Below are 18,106 nucleotides of genomic sequence, written 5' to 3'. Positions count from 1 at the left end.
GATGGCGCGCATGGTGAACTGCGTGAAGCTCGGCCGCGAGGCCGAAGGGCTGGATGTTCCGCCGGTTCCGGGCGAGATGGGCAAGCGGATCTTCGACAACGTGTCGAAGGAAGCATGGCAGCAGTGGGTCAAGTACCAGACCATGCTGATCAACGAGAACCGCCTGAACCTGATGGATGCGCGGGCGCGGAAATACCTCGCCGAGCAGATGGAAAAGCACTTCTTCGGCGGCGGCGCGGACGAGGTGAGCGGCTACGTGCCGCCCGCGCAATAAGGCAGCCCGGCCCCCTGCGCGGGGTACCATCATGAAACGACAAGGGGATGGCCGCGGCCATCCCCTTGTCGTTTCATGCCGCCGCTGCGGCGGGCCGGGCTTTCCCCGGCGCTCTTTTCCGGCTCAGGCTTCCTTGCCCGATTCCTTCGCCAGCGACTTCTCGTAGCGCACGTCGCTGCCCTGCACCAGGAACACCACGAACTCGGCGATGTTCTTTGCATGGTCGCCGATGCGTTCGATCGACTTCGCGATGAACAGCAGGTCCAGGCTGTTCGTGATGGTGCGCGGATCTTCCATCATGAAGGTGATGAGCTGGCGCATCGTGCCCTTGAAGTTGGCATCGACCTCGGCGTCCTGCGACTTGATCGAGGCGAAACCGGACGCATCCGCACGGGCGAAGCCGTTGAGCGCATTGCGCAGCATGTCCAGCGCGATGCCGGCGCTGTGGCCCAGCTCGACGCGCGGCGAAAAGGGCTTGTCCCCGCCGTGCAGGCGCCTTGCCGCCTTGGCGATCTTCTTCGCTTCGTCGCCGATGCGTTCGAGGTCGGAAGCCGACTTCACGACCGTCATCACCAGACGCAGGTCGACCGCGGTCGGCTGGCGCTTGGCGATGATGTGGTTGCAGTCCTCGTCGATCTGCATCTCGAGCAGATTGATGCGGTGGTCGCTCTCGATGACCTGGTCGAGCAAAGCCAGGTTGCCCGACTTCAGCCCTTCCATGGCATTGGCAACCTGGGTTTCGACCAGTCCGCCCATCTTCAGTACGCCGCTGCGGATGGCCTCGAGTTCGGAGTCGAACTGCCGGTGAGTGTGTTCGTTCATCGTTGCCATGGTTCAGTCCAAGTTGGGGCAGCCTATCAGTGGAATGTTAAATTCTTGTTTCAGTCATGGCAGCGTCACGTAGGCGCCGCTCCACGCCCTCGCTGCCGGCCAGCAGCAGCACGTCTGCGCCGCGGGCGGCAAAGAGGCCGTTGGTCACCACGCCCACGATCTGGTCGATCCGGGCTTCCAGGGTGAATGGGTCCGCGATCGTCAGGCCATGCACGTCGATGATCAGGTTGCCGTTGTCGGTGACGAAATTCTCGCGCACCCGCGGCTGCCCGCCCAGCCTGGCCAGTTCGCGGGCGACGTGGGAGCAGGCCATCGGGATGACTTCCACCGGCAGCGGAAAACGCCCGAGCGTGCCCACCAGCTTGCTGGCGTCGCAGATGCAGACGAAGCGGGCCGATACCGCGGCGACGATCTTCTCGCGCGTCAAGGCGCCGCCGCCGCCCTTGATCATGCAGAAGCGGCCGTCGATCTCGTCCGCGCCGTCCACATAGAGCGGTATTTCTTCGATGCCGTTCAGGTCGAACACCGGGATGCCATGGGCCGCCAGGCGCGCCGAACTGGCCTCCGAACTGGAGACGGCGCCGCGGATGCGCGTGCGCATGGCCGCCAGGCCGTCGATGAAATGATTCACCGTCGAGCCGGTGCCCACGCCGACGATGGTGTCGTCGACGATGTAGTCCAGTGCGGCCAGCGCCGCGGCCTTCTTGAGTTCGTCCTGTGTCATCGGGATTTCCGGTAGGGATGCGTGAAGATGCCGGGCCGGGCGGCGCGCCAGGCTCAGACCAGGCCGGCGAAGGGTTCGACGAGGACGGCGTCGCCGGGCCGGACGCCGGCGCAGTCCTCGGGCAGCACGATGAAGCAGTCGGCTTCCGACATCGAGCGCAGCACGCCCGAACCCTGCGCGCCGGCCAGCGTGACCGCGAGCCGGCCGCCGTCGCGCAGCAGCCGGCCGCGCACGAACTCGCGGCGGCCGGGCTGCCTGCGGATGGCCATCTCGCATGGCACGTGGAAGCGCTGCGCAGCGGGCAGGGGCGATACGCCCATCATCTGCAGCAGGGCGTCCTGCACCACCTGATAGAAGGTCACCAGCACCGCCACCGGATTGCCGGGCAGGCCGAACAGCACCGCATCGCCGATGCGGCCGAAGGCCATCGGCTTGCCCGGCTTGATGGCCAGCGTCCAGAAGGCCACTTCGCCCATGCGGGACATCAGGTCGCGGACGAAGTCGGCCTCGCCGACCGATACGCCGCCGCTGGTGACGATCACGTCGGCTGCGAGCGAGGCGTCGCGCAAGGCGCCCTCGAGAGAGGCCGGATCGTCGGCTACGACGCCCATGTCGAGCAGGTCGCAGCCGAGCCGGCTGAGCGCGCCGAAGAGCGTGTAGCGGTTGCTGTCATAGACCTCGCCCGGCGCCAGCGGGCGGCCGATGGGAGCGATCTCGTCGCCGGTGGAGAAGAAGGCCACCCGCAGCCGGCGCCGCACGGCGACTTCGGCGATGCCGAGCGAGGCGATCAGGCCGAGCTGCGCAGGGCCGCAGCGGGTGCCGGCGGCGACGGCGACGGTGCCTTGCACCAGATCCTCGCCGGCGCGGCGCACGTTCTGCCCGGTTTCCTGCCCCGGAGGCACGACGATGCGGCCGCCGTCGCGGCGGACCGCTTCCTGCATGACGACGGTGTCGGCGCCCTGCGGGATCGGCGCGCCGGTCATGATACGGATCGCCTGGCCGGGTCCGACGGCGCCTGCAAACGGCCTGCCGGCGAACGCGGTGCCGGCCACCGGCAGGACGGTGTCGTCCCCCGCGGCGAGGTCGGCGGTGCGCATCGCATAGCCGTCCATGGCCGAATTGTCGTGGGACGGAACGTTGCACGGGGCCACGACGTCTGCCGCCAGCACCCGTCCGAGCGCCGCGCGCACGGTGACGTACTCCCGGCCGACGACGGCGGAAACGCTATCGAGAATCATCCTGCGGGCATCGGCGACGCTGAGCAGGTCGCGCGTGTCGGCGGCAGGGTTTTGCTTGGGCATCTGACGGAATCCGGTGTGCTGCATGCTGCGCAATTGGTTTCCTTTTACCACAATGTGCCATCGGAGCGCGCCGCCGCGGGCGACCCGGTCCGTGTTTGCTAGACTCGCGCGCATGATTCGCTTGATCCACGATGCCGCGCTCCACGCCCTGATGCTGTGCGACCCGGCGGAAAAATGCGCGGCGACCGCCAGGCTGCGTTCGGACTGGCTGCAGGGGCGCCTGCATGCCGTTGCCGCGGAAGACCGGCAGGAGCCCATCGACGTACCGGGCCGGCCGCCGAGGCCGATCCTGGTGGAGGGCCGGAAGGTTCCCGGGCGCGGCATCGGCAGCCGGGAGGGGCATGGGGCCCTGCTGCACGCCATCGCCCACATCGAGTTCAACGCGATCAACCTAGCGCTGGACTGCGTGCATCGCTTCCGCAGCATGCCGGCCGATTTCCACGACGACTGGCTGCGCGTGGCGGCCGAGGAAGCCCATCACTTCGATCTGGTGCGCCGGCGGCTGAAGGCGCTCGGCTTCGACTACGGCGACTTCCCCGCTCACGACGGCCTGTGGATGATGGCCTGCCGCACTGCCCATGATCTGCTTGCGCGCATGGCGCTGGTGCCCAGGGTGCTGGAGGCGCGCGGTCTCGACGCGACGCCGCCCATCATGGCGAGGCTGAAGTCGATCGGCGACGAGGACAGCGTGGCCGTGCTCGAGATCATCCTGCGCGACGAGATCGGCCACGTCGCCGTCGGCGACCGCTGGTTCCGGCTGTCGTGCGCCGGGCGCGGTCTCGAGCCGGAAGCGACCTATCTGGCGCTGATCGACGCCTTCGACGCGCCGCGGCCGCATCCGCCCCTGCATCGCGAAGCGCGGCTCGCAGCCGGCTTTTCCGAGTCGGAACTCGACGTGCTGTCCGGCAGCAGCAAGGGAGGCTGCGCGAGTGCGGGGGCTGCCGTGCCCGCTGCCACCCGGAGCGGGCCGTAGGAGGGCGGGCCCGTCTGCGGCATGTTCAGGCCGCAGATGGCGACGACCGTCCGGCCAGTCCGATCCTTGTCGGCGCGACGGCGAGAATGGCGGGCAGGCCGATGACAAGGCGCATCGAGCCCGGCAGTTCGAACGCTGTGCGCGATGCCGTGCCGGATGCCGGCCCCGCCGGTCAGCGACGGCGTGCGGGTGCGACGAGCCGAAAAAAAGAGGGGTGGCAGCAGCCACCCCTCGTCGCCCAGTCCCGATGCCGCGCGAATCAGCGCAGGCCGGCTGCGTAGTCGGCGACGGCCTTGATCTCAGGATCGGTCAGCTTCAACGCGATCATGCTCATCATCCGGTTTGGATCGTTGGCGCGCACGCCGTCGCGGAAGGCTTTGAGCTGGACTTCGGTGTATTCGGCGAACTGGCCGGACAGGCGCGGGTATTGCGCCGGCAGGCCGGCGCCGGCCGGACCGTGACAGGCGGCACAGGCCGGCACACCCTTGGCCGGTATCCCGCCGCGCCAGATCTTCTGGCCCAGTTCGATGGTGGCGAGGTTCTTGGCGGGTTCCGGCTGCAGTGCCGCCGCCGAGAAATGCTGTGCCAGTCCCTTCATGTCCGCTTCGTCCAGGCCGGCGACCATGGCCGACATGATCGCGTTCTCACGTACCGCCTTCTTGCCGTCCCAGCCCTTGAAGTCGTGCAACTGCTTGTAGATGTAATCGGCATGCTGCCCTGCGAGCTTCGGGTTGGCCGGAAGCATGCTGTTGCCGTCCGCATTGTGGCAGGCCGCACAGACCGTTTCCGCGGTCTGCTTCGCCTTGGCAGGGTCGGGCGCCGGCGCCTGGGCCTGGAGACTGCCGGCGACCAGCAGCAACGACGAGAGCAGCAGGGAACGCTTCATCATGGTGTCCTCTGAAAGCCGTGAGTGAATGTTTCAAATGTTTCAAACGCGGTATTCTATCCCATGAAACGCGCCTTGCGCGATGCGATGCGGGCTCCGTTCCGCTGTACTGCAGGTTTTCCGTCCATTTTTCATGTCCCTGTTCCGCAACGCACAATTCGAGATATCGATCGCCAAACCGTCCGGGCTTCCGCCTCCCGGCGGGGCCGAGATCGCATTCGCCGGGCGCTCCAATGCCGGCAAGTCGAGCGCGATCAACACGCTCGCGGGGCATGTGAGGCTGGCCTTCGTGTCGAAGACGCCGGGCCGCACCCAGCTCATCAATTTCTTCCGCCTCAATTGCGGCGCCTCGCTGGTCGATCTGCCGGGATACGGCTACGCCGCCGTGCCCGAGAAGATCCGTCGCCAGTGGCAGGGGCTGATCGAGACCTATCTGAAGAAGCGCGAAAGCCTGATCGGCCTGGTGCTGATCATGGACGTGCGCCATCCGCTGACCGACCTGGACCGCCAGATGATCGACTGGTTCGTGCCCTCCGGCCGGCCGCTGCACGTGCTGCTGACGAAGAGCGACAAGCTGTCGCGCGGGGCGGCGAGCGCTGCGCTGCAGGCCGTGCGCCGGGAGCTTTCCGCATTCGGCCCGCAGGTGACGGTGCAACTGTTCTCCAGCCTGAAGAAGGCGGGGGTCGAGGAGACCGAGCGCGTCGTCGCGGGCTGGCTGGGACTGCGCACGGACGAGACGGCCGCACCGCCGGCGCCGGGCGGAGAGGGGGCCGAAGATGGCGCCCGGCCGAAAACAAAAACCCCCGACCAGGGGATATAGTCGGGGGTGAAAATGCCTTACTGGGGGGTAAGGCACCCGCTCAGGGAGGTGAAGCGGGAGACGGCTCAGCACCATCTGCGTTGTAAGATAGACCATAACGCGGGAAGTTCCCGATCGATTTCGTTTCCTCATGTTTTTCCGGGGCTTGCGTGATTGTTTCCCGTATGCGCAAGGCTTCGGGACCCATCCGGCAATCCACCGAATTCCATACATTCCGAACCTCATGCGACCCACTCCCGCCTTTCCCGTCACCCGCATGCGCCGCATGCGGCGGGACGAATTCTCGCGCCGCCTGATGCGCGAATCCGTGCTCACGACCGATGATCTGATCTACCCGGTTTTCGTCCTCGAAGGACAGGACCGTACCGAGGCCGTGCCGTCGATGCCGGGCGTCAGCCGCGTCTCGCTCGACAATCTGCTGCGCGTCGCCGAAGAGGCGCAGACGCTCGGCGTGCCGGCGCTGGCGCTGTTCCCGGTGATCGACGCGGCGCGCAAGTCCGACGGCGCCGAGGAAGCCTGGAATCCGGATGGCCTCGTGCCGCGCGTGGTGCAGGCGCTGAAGGAGCGCTTCCCGGCGCTCGGCGTGATCACCGACGTCGCGCTCGACCCCTATACCAGCCACGGCCAGGACGGACTCATCGCGCGCGACGACCCGCGCGCCTACGTGATGAACGACGAGACCCTCGAGGCGCTCGCCAAGCAGGCGCTGTGCCATGCGCAGGCGGGCGCCGACGTGGTGGCGCCGTCCGACATGATGGACGGGCGGGTCGCCCGCATCCGCGCCGAACTCGATGCCGGCGGCCGCATCCACACCCGCATCCTGGCCTATTCGGCGAAATACGCCTCCAGCTTCTATGGGCCGTTCCGCGACGCGGTGGGCTCGGCCGGCAACCTCGGCGCGGGCAACAAGTACACCTACCAGATGGACCCGGCCAACAGCGACGAAGCCATCCGCGAGGTGGCGATGGACATCGCCGAGGGGGCGGACATGTTCATGGTGAAGCCCGGCCTGCCCTACCTCGACATCGTGCGCCGGGTGAAGGCCGAGCTGCAGGTGCCGACCTATGTCTATCAGGTCAGCGGCGAATACGCGATGCTGAAGGCCGCGGCGGCCAACGGCTGGCTGGACGGGAAGGCGTGCGCGATGGAGGCGCTGCTCGCGTTCAAGCGTGCCGGCGCCGACGGCATCCTGACCTATTTCGCGCTCGACGCCGCGCGCTGGCTGAAGGCGGGCGCGTGACGCCGGCGCCGTCCGCGGCGCTCGTCCTGCGCCCGCTGCGCGCGGATGATCTGCCCGCCGTGCTGCGCATTCAGCGCGAAGCCTACGGCGATGCCTACCAGGAATCCGCCGGCGTGCTCGGCCGCAAGCTCCAATTGGCGCCGGAGGGCTGCTGGCTGGCCGAAGCGGGAGGCGAGGGCGTGGGCTACGTCCTCGCCCATCCCTGGTCGGACGGCGCGCCTCCCCTGCATACGGAAGTCGAACGCCTGCCGGTTGGTGCCGAACACGGGTTCGTCCACGACCTGGCCGTGTCGCCTTGCGCGCGCGGCACCGGCGTCGGCGGCAGGCTGCTGGCGCGCGTGGCGGACTGGTCGCACGCCGCCGGCCACCGCGGACTGCGGCTGGTGGCGTTGGCCGATGCGGTTGCCTTCTGGCGGCGGCTCGGATTCTCCGGCATCCCTTTCCGCCTGCCCGAAGGCTATGGTGCGGGCGCGGTCCTGATGCAGCGCCGCTGAGTTCAGGCGATCAGGCGTCCGAGTTGGCGCCGCAGGTCGAGCACCGAGGCGAGCTTGATGTCGACGTAGGCGGGCGTGCGCAGGCCGCGGCTCACCAGCACGGTACGCATGCCCAGCCGCTTGGCGGTGCGCAGGTTCGCCGCCGTGTCCTCGACCATGATGCAGCGCGACGGATTGAGGCGGCGCGCCGACAACAGCCGCCGGTAGGCCTGGATACCCGGCTTGGGCTGATAGTCCAGGTCCTCGATGCCGACCACCTCCTCGAATTCGCCGGCGACGCCCATGACTTCCAGCGCCGCCCGCGCGTAGTGCCGCGGCGCATTCGAGAACACGATCCGGCGCCCCGGCAGCCTGCGCAGCATGCCGCGCAAGGCGCGGTCGAACACCATCATCTCGTGCAGGCGCTCGAAGCGGTGCGTCTCGACGAGGAAGTGCCGCGGATCGGTGCCGTGGTGCCGCATCAGGCCCAGCAGGGTCGCGCCGTAGCGCTCCCAGTAGCGCTTGCGCAGCGCATTGGCCTCCTCCCGGCCGAGCGACAGGTGCCGCTCCAGGTATTCGGTCATGCTGCGGTTGATGTGCGGGAAGATGTGCGGGCTGGCGTCGTGCAGCGTGTTGTCGAGATCGAAGAGCCAGATCGGAAGGGAAGCCATCGTGCGTGCGGGAGCGGGTCAGTGCGGCAGGGGGCGGGGGTGGAAGCGCACGATGCTGCGTCCGTCTGCCGCGGTTTTCGGTGCGGCCTTCCAGGCGTGGCCCTGGATGATCTCGAAGCTTGCCGGGAGACGTCCGCCGCTGCGCAGCCTTTCATAGGCCGCGCGGGCCTCGGACCATGCGCGCCGGCCCGACAGCCCGCGTGGGCGCGCGGTGCTGGCGTTGGTGCTGCCCGTGGCGCGAAGGTCGGCGAAGAGGCCGTCGAGATCGGCATAGGTCAGGGTGAGCATTTCCATGTCCATCACCGGATCGGCGAAGCCGGCCTTCACCAGCGTGTCGCCGATGTCGTGCATATCGATGAAACGGTGTACCCGTTCGCCGCTGCCGGCAGGCAGGACGGCACGCAGTTCGCGCAGGGTGTCGGGCCCCAGGGTGGAGAACATCAGCAGGCCGCCGACCTCGAGCACCCGGTGGATTTCCTGCAATGCGGGCAGCGGGTCGTCGAGCGCGGCAAGCATGAGGTTGGACCACACCATGCCCAGCGTGCCGTGCGCGAAGGGCAGGCTGCGGGCGTCGGCGGCGACGGCCGGCAGCGGCTTGCCTCCGCCGCCAAGCAGCCTGCGCAACAGGCCGCCCGGCGGGGCCGACGGCTTGCGCGCGCGCGCCCGTGCGAGCATCGGCAGGGCGAAGTCCGCGGCGATCACCTGGGCTTCGGGAAAGCGCTCTCCCAGCCGTTCGAGGTCGGCGCCGGTGCCGCAGCCGAGGTCGAGGATGCGCTTCGGGGCGAGGCGGATGTAGTCTAGGCGCTCGTCCATGCGCCGGGCGATCTCGCGGATCAGCGGATCGGCGCCGTCGGAAGTGGCGGCGGCGCGGGCGAAGCGGCGCCGGAGCAGGTGGCGGTCGAGATGGAAGGCGTCGCCGGCGGCGGCTGCATCTCCGGGTGCGGAGTCTTGGGGGCGGGATGTCATGAGCGGGGCAGAGGGCGACGGCCGGGCTGCGCACGGTGTCGCGCCGCCGGCCGCCGCCGCGTGGTTTTGCGCTGCGGTAACCATTGTCATGGACCGGGATCCACGCTGTAATGGACGGCGTGGTTCGGAACCCCGAATGTTCTGCCAGCGGTCGAAACCTTGTCAAACGCCCCCGACGCCCTGCGTGGCCTGTTGCTGTATGTCGCCGACCTGTTGATGCCGCAGGAGTGTTTCGTCTGCGGCAGCCATGCGGACGGCCAGGCGGTGTGCGATGCATGCCGTGGCGAACTGCCCTTCCACGCGGCCGCTGCCTGTCCGGTGTGTGCGGAGCCGACGGCCGACGGGCTCACCTGCGGCCGCTGCCTGCGCCATCCCCCCGCCTTCGATGCGACGCGGGCCGTCTTCGACTACGCGTTTCCGGTCGAGGCGATGCTGCATGCGCTGAAATACGGCCATCGCCTCGCGCTGTCGGATTTCTTCGCCGGCGAATTGGTTCGTCTGGCGGCCGACCTGCGGCTGCAGGCCGACCTCGTCCTGCCGATGCCGCTGCATCCGCAGCGGCTGGCCGAGCGCGGTTTCAACCAGGCGGTGGAGATCGCGCGTCCGCTCGCGCGCGCCAGCGGTCTGCCGATGGAACTGGCGTCGGTGCGGCGCATCCGCAACACGGTCGCGCAGGCCGGGCTCGACCGCGAGATGCGGCTGCGAAACACGCGCGGCGCCTTCGTCTGCAAGGTACCGCTGGACGGCCTGCGGATTGCAGTCGTCGACGACGTCATGACGACGGGCGCCACGCTGGACGAACTGGCGCGGGTGCTGAAGCAGCGGGGTGCGGCCTGGGTCGGCAATTTCGTCATCGCCCGCACGCCGGTGCCGGATTGAGCTAGAGTTCCGCACCCGCCGCCCGCACGGCGCGTCCGTGGCGCATGCGGCCGCCCTTTTCGACCCCGGCGCGGTTCCCGCGCGCCGTGCCGCTTCTGCATCGATGTTCGATATCGTCCTGTTCCAGCCCGAGATCCCGCCCAATACCGGCAACGTGATCCGCCTGTCCGCCAATGCCGGCGCCAGGCTGCATCTGGTCGAGCCGCTTGGTTTCGATCTGTCCGACAAGCATCTCGCGCGTGCCGGCCTGGATTATCACGACCTCGCCCACGTCACCGTGCATCGCGGCTGGGATGCCTGCCGTGCGCATCTTTGCGGGCGTCGTTTCTTCGCGCTGACGACGAAAGGCGCAGTGCGCCACGATGAGATCGCTTACCGCGAGGGCGACGTGCTGGTGTTCGGGCCGGAAAGCAGCGGCCTGCCCGCCGCGCTGCTGGCGGAGTTTCCTGCCGGCTTGCGGCTCCGCATCCCGATGCGCCCGACCAACCGCAGCATCAACCTGTCGAATGCGGTGGCGGTGGTGGTGTACGAAGCCTGGCGGCAGCATGGTTTCGCCGGTGCGGCGGAGGCGCCGGGCCCGGCCTGACGTGCCCCGCCTTGCCGGCGGTCCACGGCGGGCAGTGCTTCGCTATTCGTGGCGCGGGTCGCGTGCGAGGAGTTGTTCGACGGCCGCCCGCGCGCCGCGGCCGTGATGAAGCAGGGCGTCGACCGCCTCGCAGATCGGCATCTCGACCTGCTGCCGGCGCGCGAGGCTGACGACCTCGCGCGCGGTCGACACGCCTTCCGCGACGTGGCCGAGGTCGCGCAGGATGTCGGCCAGGCTCTTGCCCTGGGCGAGCGCCAGGCCCACCCGGCGGTTGCGCGACAGATCCCCGGTACAGGTGAGGATCAGGTCGCCCACGCCGGCCAGGCCCATCAGCGTTTCGCCGCGGCCGCCCAGCGCCCGGCCCAGGCGCGCGATCTCGGCCAGCCCGCGGGTGATCAACGCGGCACGGGCGTTGAGGCCGAAGCCCATCCCGTCCGACACGCCCGCGGCGATCGCCATGACGTTCTTGACCGCTCCGCCGATCTCGCAGCCGACCAGGTCGGTGTTGGCATAGATGCGCAGGCGCGGCTGATGCAGCATGCCGACCCAGGTCTCGGCGAACGCGAGGTCGGCGGCCGCCAGCGTGATGGCCGTCGGCAGGCCGCGTGCCACTTCGGCGGCGAAGCTGGGGCCGGTGAGCACGCCGCACCGCGCCGCCGCGCCGATCTCTTCGGTGATGATCTCGTGCGGCAGCTTGCCGCTGCCTGCCTCCAGGCCCTTGCAGGCCCACAGCAGCGGGACGCCGGGCGCGATGCGATCGAGCGTCCGCACCGTTTCGCGCAGGCCGGCCAGCGGCGTGACGACCAGGTGCAGGTCGGCCCCCTGCGCCGCGCGGGCGAAATCCGGTTCGAATTCGAGCGCGTCGCTGAGCCGGATGTCCGGCAGATAGCGCCGGTTTTCGCGCGTGCGGCACAATTCGTCCATCAGCCTGTGGTCTCGCCCCCACAGGCGCACGCGGTGATGGTCGGCGAAGGACTGGGCGAGCGCGGTGCCCCACGCGCCGGCGCCGAAGACGCTGATGCGGCGCATGCCTCCGCCGGCCGGCGTCACAGACCCCAGACCTCGTTGACGCGGACGTAGCCGGAAGCGCCGTCGGTGTGGCGAACCTTGGCCCAGCCTTCGGCGGGGGGTCGGAAAGCTCCAGCACGACGTCCTTGGCGGCCTCGAACACCGCCGTCGACGATTCGGTCGGCTGCCTGCGCACCACCGCCCGCGTCGCGCTGATCTGGACGGTGCGCTTGGTGCTGAGTGCGCTGCGTTCGATCCAGGTGATCGAGCCGGCCGGTTCGCGCACCTTGATCCACTTGTCCAGCGTCACGACCACTTCCACCGGCGTGCCGGCCGACACGATGAACAGGCGCTTGCCCTTCTCGGACGGGGCGTCATAGAGGATGGCGGGCGCGGCGACCGAGCGATATTCGATCGCATGGGCGACGCCGCCCGCGCCAAGGCCGCAGGCCAGCACGAAGGCGGCGCCGAGGGAGCGGCGCAGGGCGGGGGCGTTACGCATCTTCAGCTCACTGGATGGGGACTTCGCCGGCGTCCCGCACGGCAGCCTGTTCGCGCTGGGCCTGGTAGAGGGCCTCGAAATTCACCGGCGCGAGCTGCACGGGCTGGAAGCCGGCGCGGGTGATGGCGTCCGACACCGATTCGCGGGCGTAGGGGAACAGGATGTTGGGGCAGCCGATCATCATCACCGGCTCGAGATCGCCTTCGGGGATGTTGCGGATCTGGAAGACGCCGCCCTGGGCCACTTCGATCAGGAATACGTTGCGGTCGCCGCCGAGCCGGGCGGTGACGGTGACCGTGAGGACCACTTCGTACAGGCCCTCGTCGAGGCCGCGGCCTTCGGTGCGCAACTGGACATTGATTTCGGGCGTCTCGCGTTCGAGATAGATCTGCGGGGCGCCCGGCACTTCGAGCGACAGATCCTTCACGTAGATCTTTTCGATGGAGAAGACGGGTTGCGCGTTTTCGGTCATTTGGGTGTTCCGGGAAGTGAGGTGGACAGGTGGATGGGAAGGGAGAAGGGATTGCCGGCACGGCGCCGGCCGGCCTCAGGCGGCTTCGCCGCGCAGCAGCGGGTCGAGCCGGCCCTCGCGGTCGAGGGCATGGAGCTCGTCGCAGCCGCCGACATGGTAGTCGCCGATGAAGATCTGCGGAACCGTGCGGCGTCCGGTGATCGTCATCATCTCGTCGCGGCGTGCCGGGTCGAGGTCGATGCGGATCTTTTCGAGCGTCGTCACGCCCTTGCGCAGGAGCAGTTGCTCAGCCCTTACGCAGTAGGGGCAGACGGCGGTCGAGTACATCCGGATTGCAGGCTGCATGGTCATTTCCTCTTGCGGCTGACCGGCTGGCCAGCCTTTTCCCATTCGATCAGGCCGCCGCGCAGGTTGTAGAGCTTCTCGAAGCCCGCCTTCTTCAACTGGGCCACGGCCGAGGCCGAGCGGGCGCCGCTGGCGCAGTACAGGATCAGCGGACGGCTCTTGAACTTCTCGAGCTCCCCGGTGCGGCGCGCGAGTTCGGCGAGCGGCACGTGGCGGGCGTTGGGAACGTGGCCCTGGGCATATTCGCCCTGGTCGCGCACGTCGACGACGATGGCGTCTTCGCGATTGATCAGCAGCGTGGCTTCGACCGGCGACAGCACGCCCTGGCCGCCCTGATTGCGGACGAAGTCGAACAGCAGCCAACTGCCGCTCGCCGCGGCGAGGGCAGCCCAGTACCAATTTTGTTGCAGGAATTCCACGAAATGCATGCTCCGTCGGATGGGGGTCTTGTCAAGTCTCGGGGGTGGGGCCGCAGAATACTTCGCGCATGAGGCCGATCAACTGCAGCGTGCGCTGGTCGCCCACACGGTAGTACACCCGGTTTGCATCCTTGCGCGTCTGCAGGACACCCTTGTCGCGCAGGATCGCGAGATGCTGGGAGATGTTGCTCTGCGAGGTGCCGACCGCTTCCACGATGTCCTGCACGCACACTTCGCTGTCGCCGAGCACGCAGAGGATCTTCAGGCGCAGCGGATGGGCGATGGCCTTGAGTGCGCGCGCGGCGGTCTCGATGTGCTCGTCCTTGTCGATGAGCGCGAGGATGTCGTCTTTGTTCACGAGCGGGGTCGGGTTCGGCGAGGCAGGTAGTATAAAATATCGCATTCTGCTCATGGTCGGATAGCCGGCTCAGATCCGGCCCGACCTCCGAACCGCACACGAAAGCTCCCGCAACATGAACGATACCGCTCTGCTTCGCCACGGCGCATCCATGTGGAACGACGAAGGCTGCGCCGGCGCTGCAGGCCAGGGCAGGGCCCGGGGCTGAGTTGGGCGTGGCGCACCGCAAGGGAGCGGCCGTGCGCGCGATGCTCGCATCGGTCCTGATTTCGCTTGCCGCCGCGGGTCTGCCCGGGGTGGCGGATGCGCAGTCCGGAACCGATCTCACCGACAAGCGTTCCGACCTCGACGATCTCAAGCGCCGCATCCGCGATCTGCAGAAGGACATGGCGCAGACCGAGGCGTCGCGCTCGGGTGCGGCCGAGGCGGTGGCGGAGGCGGAGCGTGCGGTGTCGCGCGTGCAGCGCCGGCTGCGGGAGATCGAAGGCGAGCGCGCGGAGGCCGAGAAGCAGGTGGCGGCGCTCGAGGCGCAGCAGCAGGTGGTGCTGTCGCGCATCGCGGCGCGCCAGGGCGAACTGGGCGACTGGCTGCGCCGGCACTACATGCACGGGCCGGCCGACGGCGTGGCGCCGCTGCTCGCCGAGCGCGATCCCAACCAGATCGCGCGCGACGCGCACTATCTCGAACATCTGGGGCGTGCGCGGCTGGAACTGATCGATGGCCTGCGCGCCGACCTGCGCGATACCCGCGCCCGTGCCGCGGACATCGCCGCGCGGCGCGACCGCCTCGTGGGGCTGGAGTCCGAACAGCGCCGCCAGCGGACCGAACTCGAATCCGTCCACGTCCAGCGGCGCCAGGCGCTCGCCGCGCTGTCGGTCCAGTTGCAGAGCCAGCGCAAGGAAGTGAGCGATCTGCAGCAGGACGAACAGCGTCTTGCGCGGCTCATCGACACCCTGGTCAAGCGCGCCCGCGAACAGGCCGCGCGCGAGGCGGCCCGGCGTGCTGCCGCGGAGCGGCGGGCGGCCGAAATGAGGGCAGCGGAGCAGCGTGCCGCCGCGCAACGGGCCGCCGAGCAGCGCGCGGCGGAACAGCGCGCGTCCCAGGCGCGTTCGGGGGAAATTTCGCCGGGGCCGCCGGTCGGCACGGCATCCGCTCCGGCACCGGCGCGTCGCGTCGAGCCGGTGGTGGCGGAGGTCGCGCGCAGCGCCGGGCCGACGCCGACCAACGTCAATTTCGGCCAGTTGCGCGGCCAACTGCATTTCCCGGTGCGCGGCGAACTCATCGGACGCTTCGGTGCTCAAAGGGCGGAAGGCGGGACCACGTGGAAGGGTGTCTTCATCCGCGCTGCCAGCGGCAGCGACGTGAGGGCGGTTGCAGCAGGCGAGGTCGTCTTTTCCGACTGGCTGCGAGGCTATGGCAATCTGCTCATCATCGACCACGGCGGCGACTACCTGTCGGTCTATGGCAACAATGACGCCTTGCTGAAGGAGGTCGGCGCCGCGGTGAAGGGCGGCGACGTCGTGGCCAGCGTGGGGGCCGGCGGAGGCGTGGCGGATTCGGGTTTATACTTCGAAATCCGCCACCAGGGTCGTCCCCTCGATCCTATGCAGTGGGTCAGGCTCAGATAGAAAGAGGCGGCGCGCGGCGTCGCGAAGGCATCTTCTCCGATGGAGTTCTCATGCGCAGCAAGCTGAAGCAGTTCGGACTGGTCATGACGGGCGTGTTCGCCGGCGTGATGATCAGCCTCAATTTTTCCGCCAATGCCGACAAGGTGGCGCTGGCGCCCTTGCCGGTCGAGGAACTGCGCGCGTTCGCCGACGTGTTCAACGCGATCAAGCAGGGCTACGTGGAGCCCGTCGAGGACAAGAGGCTCATCACCGATGCGATCAGCGGCATGCTGTCCGGGCTCGATCCGCATTCGGCCTATCTGGACGCCGAGGCGTTCAAGGATCTCCAGGTCGGTACGCAGGGCGAATTCGGCGGGCTGGGCATCGAGGTCGGCATGGAGGACGGCTTCGTCAAGGTCGTCTCGCCGATCGAGGACACGCCCGCGTTCCGCGCCGGCGTGAAGACGGGCGACCTGATCGTCAAGCTCGACGACACGCCGGTGAAGGGCATGAGCCTGAACGACGCGGTCAAGCGCATGCGCGGCAAGCCCAAGACCGACATCGTGCTGACCATCATGCGCAAGGGCGAGAACCGCCCGATCGTGATCACGCTGACGCGCGAGATCATCAAGGTGCAGAGCGTGAAGTCGAAGATCGTCGAGCCCGGCTACGGGTACGTGCGCATCGCCCAGTTCCAGGAAAACACCGCGGCCTCGCTGGTGCAGCATCTCGACAAGCTCGCCAAGGGCAACGACCTGAAGGGCATGGTGCTGGATCTGCGCAACGATCCGGGCGGCCTGCTGCACGGTGCCGTCGGCGTGGCCGCCGCCTTCCTGCCGGCCAACACCCTGGTGGTGTCGACCGACGGCCGCACCGAGGACGCCAAGCGCGAGTATCGCGCTTCCCCCGAGGACTACCTGCGCGGTACGCGCGACGATTTCCTGCGCAACGTGCCGCCCACGGCGCGCGACCTGCCGATGGTGGTGCTGGTGAACGGCGGTTCGGCGTCGGCTTCCGAGATCGTCGCCGGTGCGCTGCAGGATCACAAACGCGCGGTGGTGATGGGGACGCAGACCTTCGGCAAGGGCTCGGTGCAGACCATCCTGCCGCTCAACAACAACACCGCGATCAAGCTCACCACCGCGCGCTACTACACCCCGAGCGGGCGCTCCATCCAGGCCAAGGGAATCGAGCCGGACATCGTCGTCGAGGACACCGCGAACGGCTCGAGCAAGCGTGTGCGCGAGGCCGACCTGCAGCGCCACCTCGGCAACGACAAGGACCCGGACGCCGAGCGCAAGACCGAGCAGAAGGACAAGACCGCCGCGCCGGCCGAGGACGAGGCGGCGGAGCAGCCGCGCTTCGAACTGGCGGGCAAGGACGACCGCCAGCTCGACCAGGCGATCAACCTTCTCAAGGGGCTGCAGATCGTCCAGAGCAAGAGCAAGTAGATGCAGGGGGCTCGTGATGCGTCGGGAAACCGCCTACAAGCTGGCCGGCAGGCATCATGAGCACCGCGCCCGCGGCACGGGGCTGATCAAGCAGCGCGAACTGCGCTTCAAGCCGACGCCGCCCGGGCAGCATGAGCGGGCCTGGCGGGCGTTGAGCATGCTCGAGGGCGTGGAGGTGGAGCGCACCGGTCGCGAGCTTGCGCTGACCGTGCGTTACTCCGTTCTCGACCATTCGCTCGAAGCGCTGGAGGACGCCCTGCGGGAAGCCGGCTTCGCCCTGGACGACTCGCTGTACATGAAGCTGGTACGCGCGCTGGTGTATTTCACCGAGGAAACCCAGCGCCACAACCTGGTTTCGCCCGAACGGCTGATCAAGCAGTCGCACGAGGTCTACATCCAGGCGTGGAGTCACCACGTGCACGGCGATCACGACGATACGCCGCCCGAACTTCGCGAATACAGATAAGACGAGTCCGGCCGCCCCGGACCGGTCGTGCTCCAAGCCGCGCTGCAATGCGCCCACCGGCCATGAACGACGATCAGCTGCTGCGCTACAGCCGCCACATCCTGCTGCCCGAGATCGATGTCGCCGGCCAGGAGGCGATACTCGGCGCGCGCGTGCTCGTCGTCGGCGCCGGCGGGCTCGGCTCGCCGGCGGCCATGTATCTGGCTGCGGCCGGCGTCGGCACGCTGGCGCTGGCCGATGACGATGCGGTGGATCTCACCAACCTGCAGCGCCAGATCCTGCATTCCACGCAGGCCGTAGGGCAGCCGAAGGTCGAGTCGGGGCGCGACACGCTGCATCGCCTCAATCCACTGTGCCGCGTGGAGACGATCGCGCGGCGACTCGAAGGGGAGGCCCTGGCCGAGCAGGTGGCCGCGGCGGACGTGGTGCTGGACTGCAGCGACAATTTCGCCACCCGCCACGGCGTCAACCGGGCCTGCGTGCGCCATCGCAAGCCACTGGTGTCCGGGGCGGCGATTCGTTTCGACGGCCAGGTGTCGGTGTTCGACATGCGCCGGCCGCAGGCGGCCTGCTATCACTGCCTGTTCCCCGAGGGGGACGACGTGGAAGAAGTGCGCTGCGCGGTGATGGGCGTGTTCGCGCCGCTGGTGGGCATCATCGGCGCGACCCAGGCCGCCGAGGCGCTGAAGCTGATCGTCGGCTGCGGCGAGCCGCTGGCCGGCCGGTTGCTGTTGCTCGACGGCCTGTCGATGACCTGGCGCAGCGTCGCGTTCGGCAGGGACCCGGGCTGCGCCGTGTGCGGCAGTGCCGCGCGGTAGCGCGGAGTTCGCGCCGCGCCGGACGGGGAGAGGCCG

General features: G+C 68.6%; 23 protein-coding genes and 1 pseudogene. 11 read left to right on the top strand and 13 right to left on the bottom strand.

The features are described 5' to 3' along the window. The first annotated feature begins 1 nt into the window (after window position 1). Complete coding sequence (locus tag CCZ27_RS13795; RefSeq protein ID WP_096449047.1) at window positions 2-274, top strand: oxidative damage protection protein; 273 nt, start codon at window positions 2-4, stop codon at window positions 272-274. A 123-nt stretch (window positions 275-397) separates the two neighbouring features. On the opposite strand, the gene phoU is transcribed toward CCZ27_RS13795, so the two are convergent. From phoU to moeA, 3 genes are read right to left on the bottom strand one after another with little or no spacing between them, the layout of a single operon-like run. Continuing rightward, complete coding sequence (phoU, locus tag CCZ27_RS13790) at window positions 398-1,096, bottom strand: phosphate signaling complex protein PhoU (RefSeq protein ID WP_096452576.1); 699 nt, start codon at window positions 1,094-1,096, stop codon at window positions 398-400. Window positions 1,097-1,142: 46 nt separating this feature from the next. Continuing rightward, window positions 1,143-1,829: a ribose-5-phosphate isomerase RpiA gene (gene rpiA, locus CCZ27_RS13785; RefSeq protein ID WP_096449045.1), complete on the bottom strand. Its 687-nt coding sequence runs from the start codon at window positions 1,827-1,829 to the stop codon at window positions 1,143-1,145. Between the two features lie 53 nt (window positions 1,830-1,882). Further along, window positions 1,883-3,130 (bottom strand): molybdopterin molybdotransferase MoeA, encoded by a 1,248-nt coding sequence (gene moeA, locus CCZ27_RS13780; protein ID WP_096449043.1) that lies wholly within the window; start codon window positions 3,128-3,130, stop codon window positions 1,883-1,885. A gap of 112 nt (window positions 3,131-3,242) precedes the next feature. Between moeA and CCZ27_RS13775 the strand changes: the two genes are divergently transcribed. Further along, window positions 3,243-4,103 (top strand): ferritin-like domain-containing protein, encoded by an 861-nt coding sequence (locus CCZ27_RS13775; RefSeq protein ID WP_096449041.1) that lies wholly within the window; start codon window positions 3,243-3,245, stop codon window positions 4,101-4,103. Window positions 4,104-4,362: 259 nt separating this feature from the next. On the opposite strand, the gene CCZ27_RS13770 is transcribed toward CCZ27_RS13775, so the two are convergent. After that, complete coding sequence (locus tag CCZ27_RS13770) at window positions 4,363-4,992, bottom strand: c-type cytochrome (protein ID WP_096449039.1); 630 nt, start codon at window positions 4,990-4,992, stop codon at window positions 4,363-4,365. A gap of 130 nt (window positions 4,993-5,122) precedes the next feature. Between CCZ27_RS13770 and yihA the strand changes: the two genes are divergently transcribed. From yihA to CCZ27_RS13755, 3 genes are all read left to right on the top strand, one after another. After that, window positions 5,123-5,809, top strand: a complete 687-nt coding sequence (gene yihA / locus CCZ27_RS13765; protein ID WP_232516414.1) for a ribosome biogenesis GTP-binding protein YihA/YsxC — start codon at window positions 5,123-5,125, stop codon at window positions 5,807-5,809. Between the two features lie 223 nt (window positions 5,810-6,032). After that, window positions 6,033-7,049, top strand: a complete 1,017-nt coding sequence (gene hemB / locus CCZ27_RS13760) for a porphobilinogen synthase (protein WP_096449037.1) — start codon at window positions 6,033-6,035, stop codon at window positions 7,047-7,049. Further along, a complete protein-coding gene (locus CCZ27_RS13755) occupies window positions 7,046-7,543 on the top strand; it encodes a GNAT family N-acetyltransferase (RefSeq protein ID WP_232516413.1) in 498 nt (165 codons plus the stop codon). The genes hemB and CCZ27_RS13755 overlap by 4 nt, the downstream gene beginning before the upstream one ends. A 2-nt stretch (window positions 7,544-7,545) precedes the next feature. Here CCZ27_RS13755 and CCZ27_RS13750 read toward each other — a convergent pair whose 3' ends face one another. Together CCZ27_RS13750 and CCZ27_RS13745 are read right to left on the bottom strand one after the other, a co-directional pair. Then, window positions 7,546-8,193, bottom strand: coding sequence for a pyrimidine 5'-nucleotidase (locus CCZ27_RS13750; protein ID WP_096449035.1), 648 nt, complete (start codon window positions 8,191-8,193; stop codon window positions 7,546-7,548). An 18-nt stretch (window positions 8,194-8,211) separates the two neighbouring features. After that, window positions 8,212-9,159 (bottom strand): methyltransferase domain-containing protein, encoded by a 948-nt coding sequence (locus tag CCZ27_RS13745; protein ID WP_096449033.1) that lies wholly within the window; start codon window positions 9,157-9,159, stop codon window positions 8,212-8,214. A gap of 159 nt (window positions 9,160-9,318) precedes the next feature. On the opposite strand from CCZ27_RS13745, the gene CCZ27_RS13740 reads away from it, so the two are divergent. Continuing rightward, window positions 9,319-10,038 (top strand): ComF family protein, encoded by a 720-nt coding sequence (locus CCZ27_RS13740; protein ID WP_232516412.1) that lies wholly within the window; start codon window positions 9,319-9,321, stop codon window positions 10,036-10,038. 103 nt (window positions 10,039-10,141) lie between these two features. Further along, entirely contained in the window at window positions 10,142-10,624 is a 483-nt protein-coding gene (locus CCZ27_RS13735) for a tRNA (cytidine(34)-2'-O)-methyltransferase (protein WP_096449031.1), read from the top strand. Window positions 10,625-10,666: 42 nt separating this feature from the next. Here CCZ27_RS13735 and CCZ27_RS13730 read toward each other — a convergent pair whose 3' ends face one another. The 7 genes and pseudogenes from CCZ27_RS13730 to CCZ27_RS13705 all read right to left on the bottom strand — a co-directional run bounded on the left by CCZ27_RS13730 (window position 10,667) and on the right by CCZ27_RS13705 (window position 13,728). After that, window positions 10,667-11,653: an NAD(P)H-dependent glycerol-3-phosphate dehydrogenase gene (locus CCZ27_RS13730; RefSeq protein WP_096452570.1), complete on the bottom strand. Its 987-nt coding sequence runs from the start codon at window positions 11,651-11,653 to the stop codon at window positions 10,667-10,669. A 17-nt stretch (window positions 11,654-11,670) separates the two neighbouring features. Then, on the bottom strand, window positions 11,671-11,928 hold the full coding sequence (locus CCZ27_RS24345) for an SH3 domain-containing protein (protein WP_232516411.1): 258 nt from the start codon (window positions 11,926-11,928) through the stop codon (window positions 11,671-11,673). Next, window positions 11,928-12,134, bottom strand: a pseudogene (locus tag CCZ27_RS24340) (SH3 domain-containing protein); the annotation flags it as partial. The pseudogene CCZ27_RS24340 and the gene CCZ27_RS24345, both read right to left, overlap by 1 nt. 7 nt (window positions 12,135-12,141) lie before the next feature. Continuing rightward, window positions 12,142-12,606 (bottom strand): protein-export chaperone SecB, encoded by a 465-nt coding sequence (gene secB / locus CCZ27_RS13720; protein WP_096449029.1) that lies wholly within the window; start codon window positions 12,604-12,606, stop codon window positions 12,142-12,144. A 75-nt stretch (window positions 12,607-12,681) separates the two neighbouring features. Continuing rightward, entirely contained in the window at window positions 12,682-12,951 is a 270-nt protein-coding gene (grxC, locus tag CCZ27_RS13715) for a glutaredoxin 3 (protein ID WP_198363125.1), read from the bottom strand. A 2-nt stretch (window positions 12,952-12,953) separates the two neighbouring features. Beyond that, window positions 12,954-13,370: a rhodanese-like domain-containing protein gene (locus CCZ27_RS13710; protein WP_096452568.1), complete on the bottom strand. Its 417-nt coding sequence runs from the start codon at window positions 13,368-13,370 to the stop codon at window positions 12,954-12,956. Window positions 13,371-13,401: 31 nt separating this feature from the next. Then, on the bottom strand, window positions 13,402-13,728 hold the full coding sequence (locus CCZ27_RS13705; protein WP_096449025.1) for an ArsR/SmtB family transcription factor: 327 nt from the start codon (window positions 13,726-13,728) through the stop codon (window positions 13,402-13,404). A 215-nt stretch (window positions 13,729-13,943) separates the two neighbouring features. On the opposite strand from CCZ27_RS13705, the gene CCZ27_RS13700 reads away from it, so the two are divergent. The 4 genes from CCZ27_RS13700 (at window position 13,944) to CCZ27_RS13685 (ending at window position 18,070) form a co-directional block, all read left to right on the top strand. Beyond that, the gene (locus CCZ27_RS13700; protein ID WP_232516410.1) at window positions 13,944-15,356 is read left to right on the top strand and encodes a murein hydrolase activator EnvC family protein; all 1,413 of its coding nucleotides are present in this window, start codon (window positions 13,944-13,946) and stop codon (window positions 15,354-15,356) included. A 50-nt stretch (window positions 15,357-15,406) separates the two neighbouring features. Then, window positions 15,407-16,786, top strand: a complete 1,380-nt coding sequence (locus CCZ27_RS13695) for a S41 family peptidase (RefSeq protein WP_096449023.1) — start codon at window positions 15,407-15,409, stop codon at window positions 16,784-16,786. Window positions 16,787-16,802: 16 nt separating this feature from the next. Next, on the top strand, window positions 16,803-17,252 hold the full coding sequence (locus tag CCZ27_RS13690; protein WP_096449021.1) for a hypothetical protein: 450 nt from the start codon (window positions 16,803-16,805) through the stop codon (window positions 17,250-17,252). A 62-nt stretch (window positions 17,253-17,314) separates the two neighbouring features. Continuing rightward, the gene (locus CCZ27_RS13685) at window positions 17,315-18,070 is read left to right on the top strand and encodes a HesA/MoeB/ThiF family protein (RefSeq protein ID WP_096449019.1); all 756 of its coding nucleotides are present in this window, start codon (window positions 17,315-17,317) and stop codon (window positions 18,068-18,070) included. The last annotated feature ends 36 nt before the right edge of the window (window positions 18,071-18,106 follow it).

The sequence above is a fragment of the Thauera sp. K11 genome (assembly GCF_002354895.1).
Taxonomy (GTDB): domain Bacteria; phylum Pseudomonadota; class Gammaproteobacteria; order Burkholderiales; family Rhodocyclaceae; genus Thauera; species Thauera sinica.
The sequence above is the reverse complement of the archived record's forward strand: the minus strand, read 5'-3'. Positions and strand labels throughout refer to the sequence as shown.

Excerpts from the sequence above, each read along its gene's own strand:
- CCZ27_RS13795 (WP_096449047.1), top strand. The coding sequence starts at position 2 with ATGGCGCGCATGGTGAACTGCGTGAAGCTCGGCCGCGAGGCCGAAGGG.
- phoU (WP_096452576.1), bottom strand. The coding sequence starts at position 1,096 with ATGAACGAACACACTCACCGGCAGTTCGACTCCGAACTCGAGGCCATC.
- rpiA (WP_096449045.1), bottom strand. The coding sequence starts at position 1,829 with ATGACACAGGACGAACTCAAGAAGGCCGCGGCGCTGGCCGCACTGGAC.
- moeA (WP_096449043.1), bottom strand. The coding sequence starts at position 3,130 with ATGCCCAAGCAAAACCCTGCCGCCGACACGCGCGACCTGCTCAGCGTC.
- CCZ27_RS13775 (WP_096449041.1), top strand. The coding sequence starts at position 3,243 with ATGATTCGCTTGATCCACGATGCCGCGCTCCACGCCCTGATGCTGTGC.
- CCZ27_RS13770 (WP_096449039.1), bottom strand. The coding sequence starts at position 4,992 with ATGATGAAGCGTTCCCTGCTGCTCTCGTCGTTGCTGCTGGTCGCCGGC.
- yihA (WP_232516414.1), top strand. The coding sequence starts at position 5,123 with ATGTCCCTGTTCCGCAACGCACAATTCGAGATATCGATCGCCAAACCG.
- hemB (WP_096449037.1), top strand. The coding sequence starts at position 6,033 with ATGCGACCCACTCCCGCCTTTCCCGTCACCCGCATGCGCCGCATGCGG.
- CCZ27_RS13750 (WP_096449035.1), bottom strand. The coding sequence starts at position 8,193 with ATGGCTTCCCTTCCGATCTGGCTCTTCGATCTCGACAACACGCTGCAC.
- CCZ27_RS13745 (WP_096449033.1), bottom strand. The coding sequence starts at position 9,159 with ATGACATCCCGCCCCCAAGACTCCGCACCCGGAGATGCAGCCGCCGCC.
- CCZ27_RS13735 (WP_096449031.1), top strand. The coding sequence starts at position 10,142 with ATGTTCGATATCGTCCTGTTCCAGCCCGAGATCCCGCCCAATACCGGC.
- CCZ27_RS13730 (WP_096452570.1), bottom strand. The coding sequence starts at position 11,653 with ATGCGCCGCATCAGCGTCTTCGGCGCCGGCGCGTGGGGCACCGCGCTC.
- secB (WP_096449029.1), bottom strand. The coding sequence starts at position 12,606 with ATGACCGAAAACGCGCAACCCGTCTTCTCCATCGAAAAGATCTACGTG.
- grxC (WP_198363125.1), bottom strand. The coding sequence starts at position 12,951 with ATGCAGCCTGCAATCCGGATGTACTCGACCGCCGTCTGCCCCTACTGC.
- CCZ27_RS13695 (WP_096449023.1), top strand. The coding sequence starts at position 15,407 with ATGCGCAGCAAGCTGAAGCAGTTCGGACTGGTCATGACGGGCGTGTTC.
- CCZ27_RS13690 (WP_096449021.1), top strand. The coding sequence starts at position 16,803 with ATGCGTCGGGAAACCGCCTACAAGCTGGCCGGCAGGCATCATGAGCAC.
- CCZ27_RS13685 (WP_096449019.1), top strand. The coding sequence starts at position 17,315 with ATGAACGACGATCAGCTGCTGCGCTACAGCCGCCACATCCTGCTGCCC.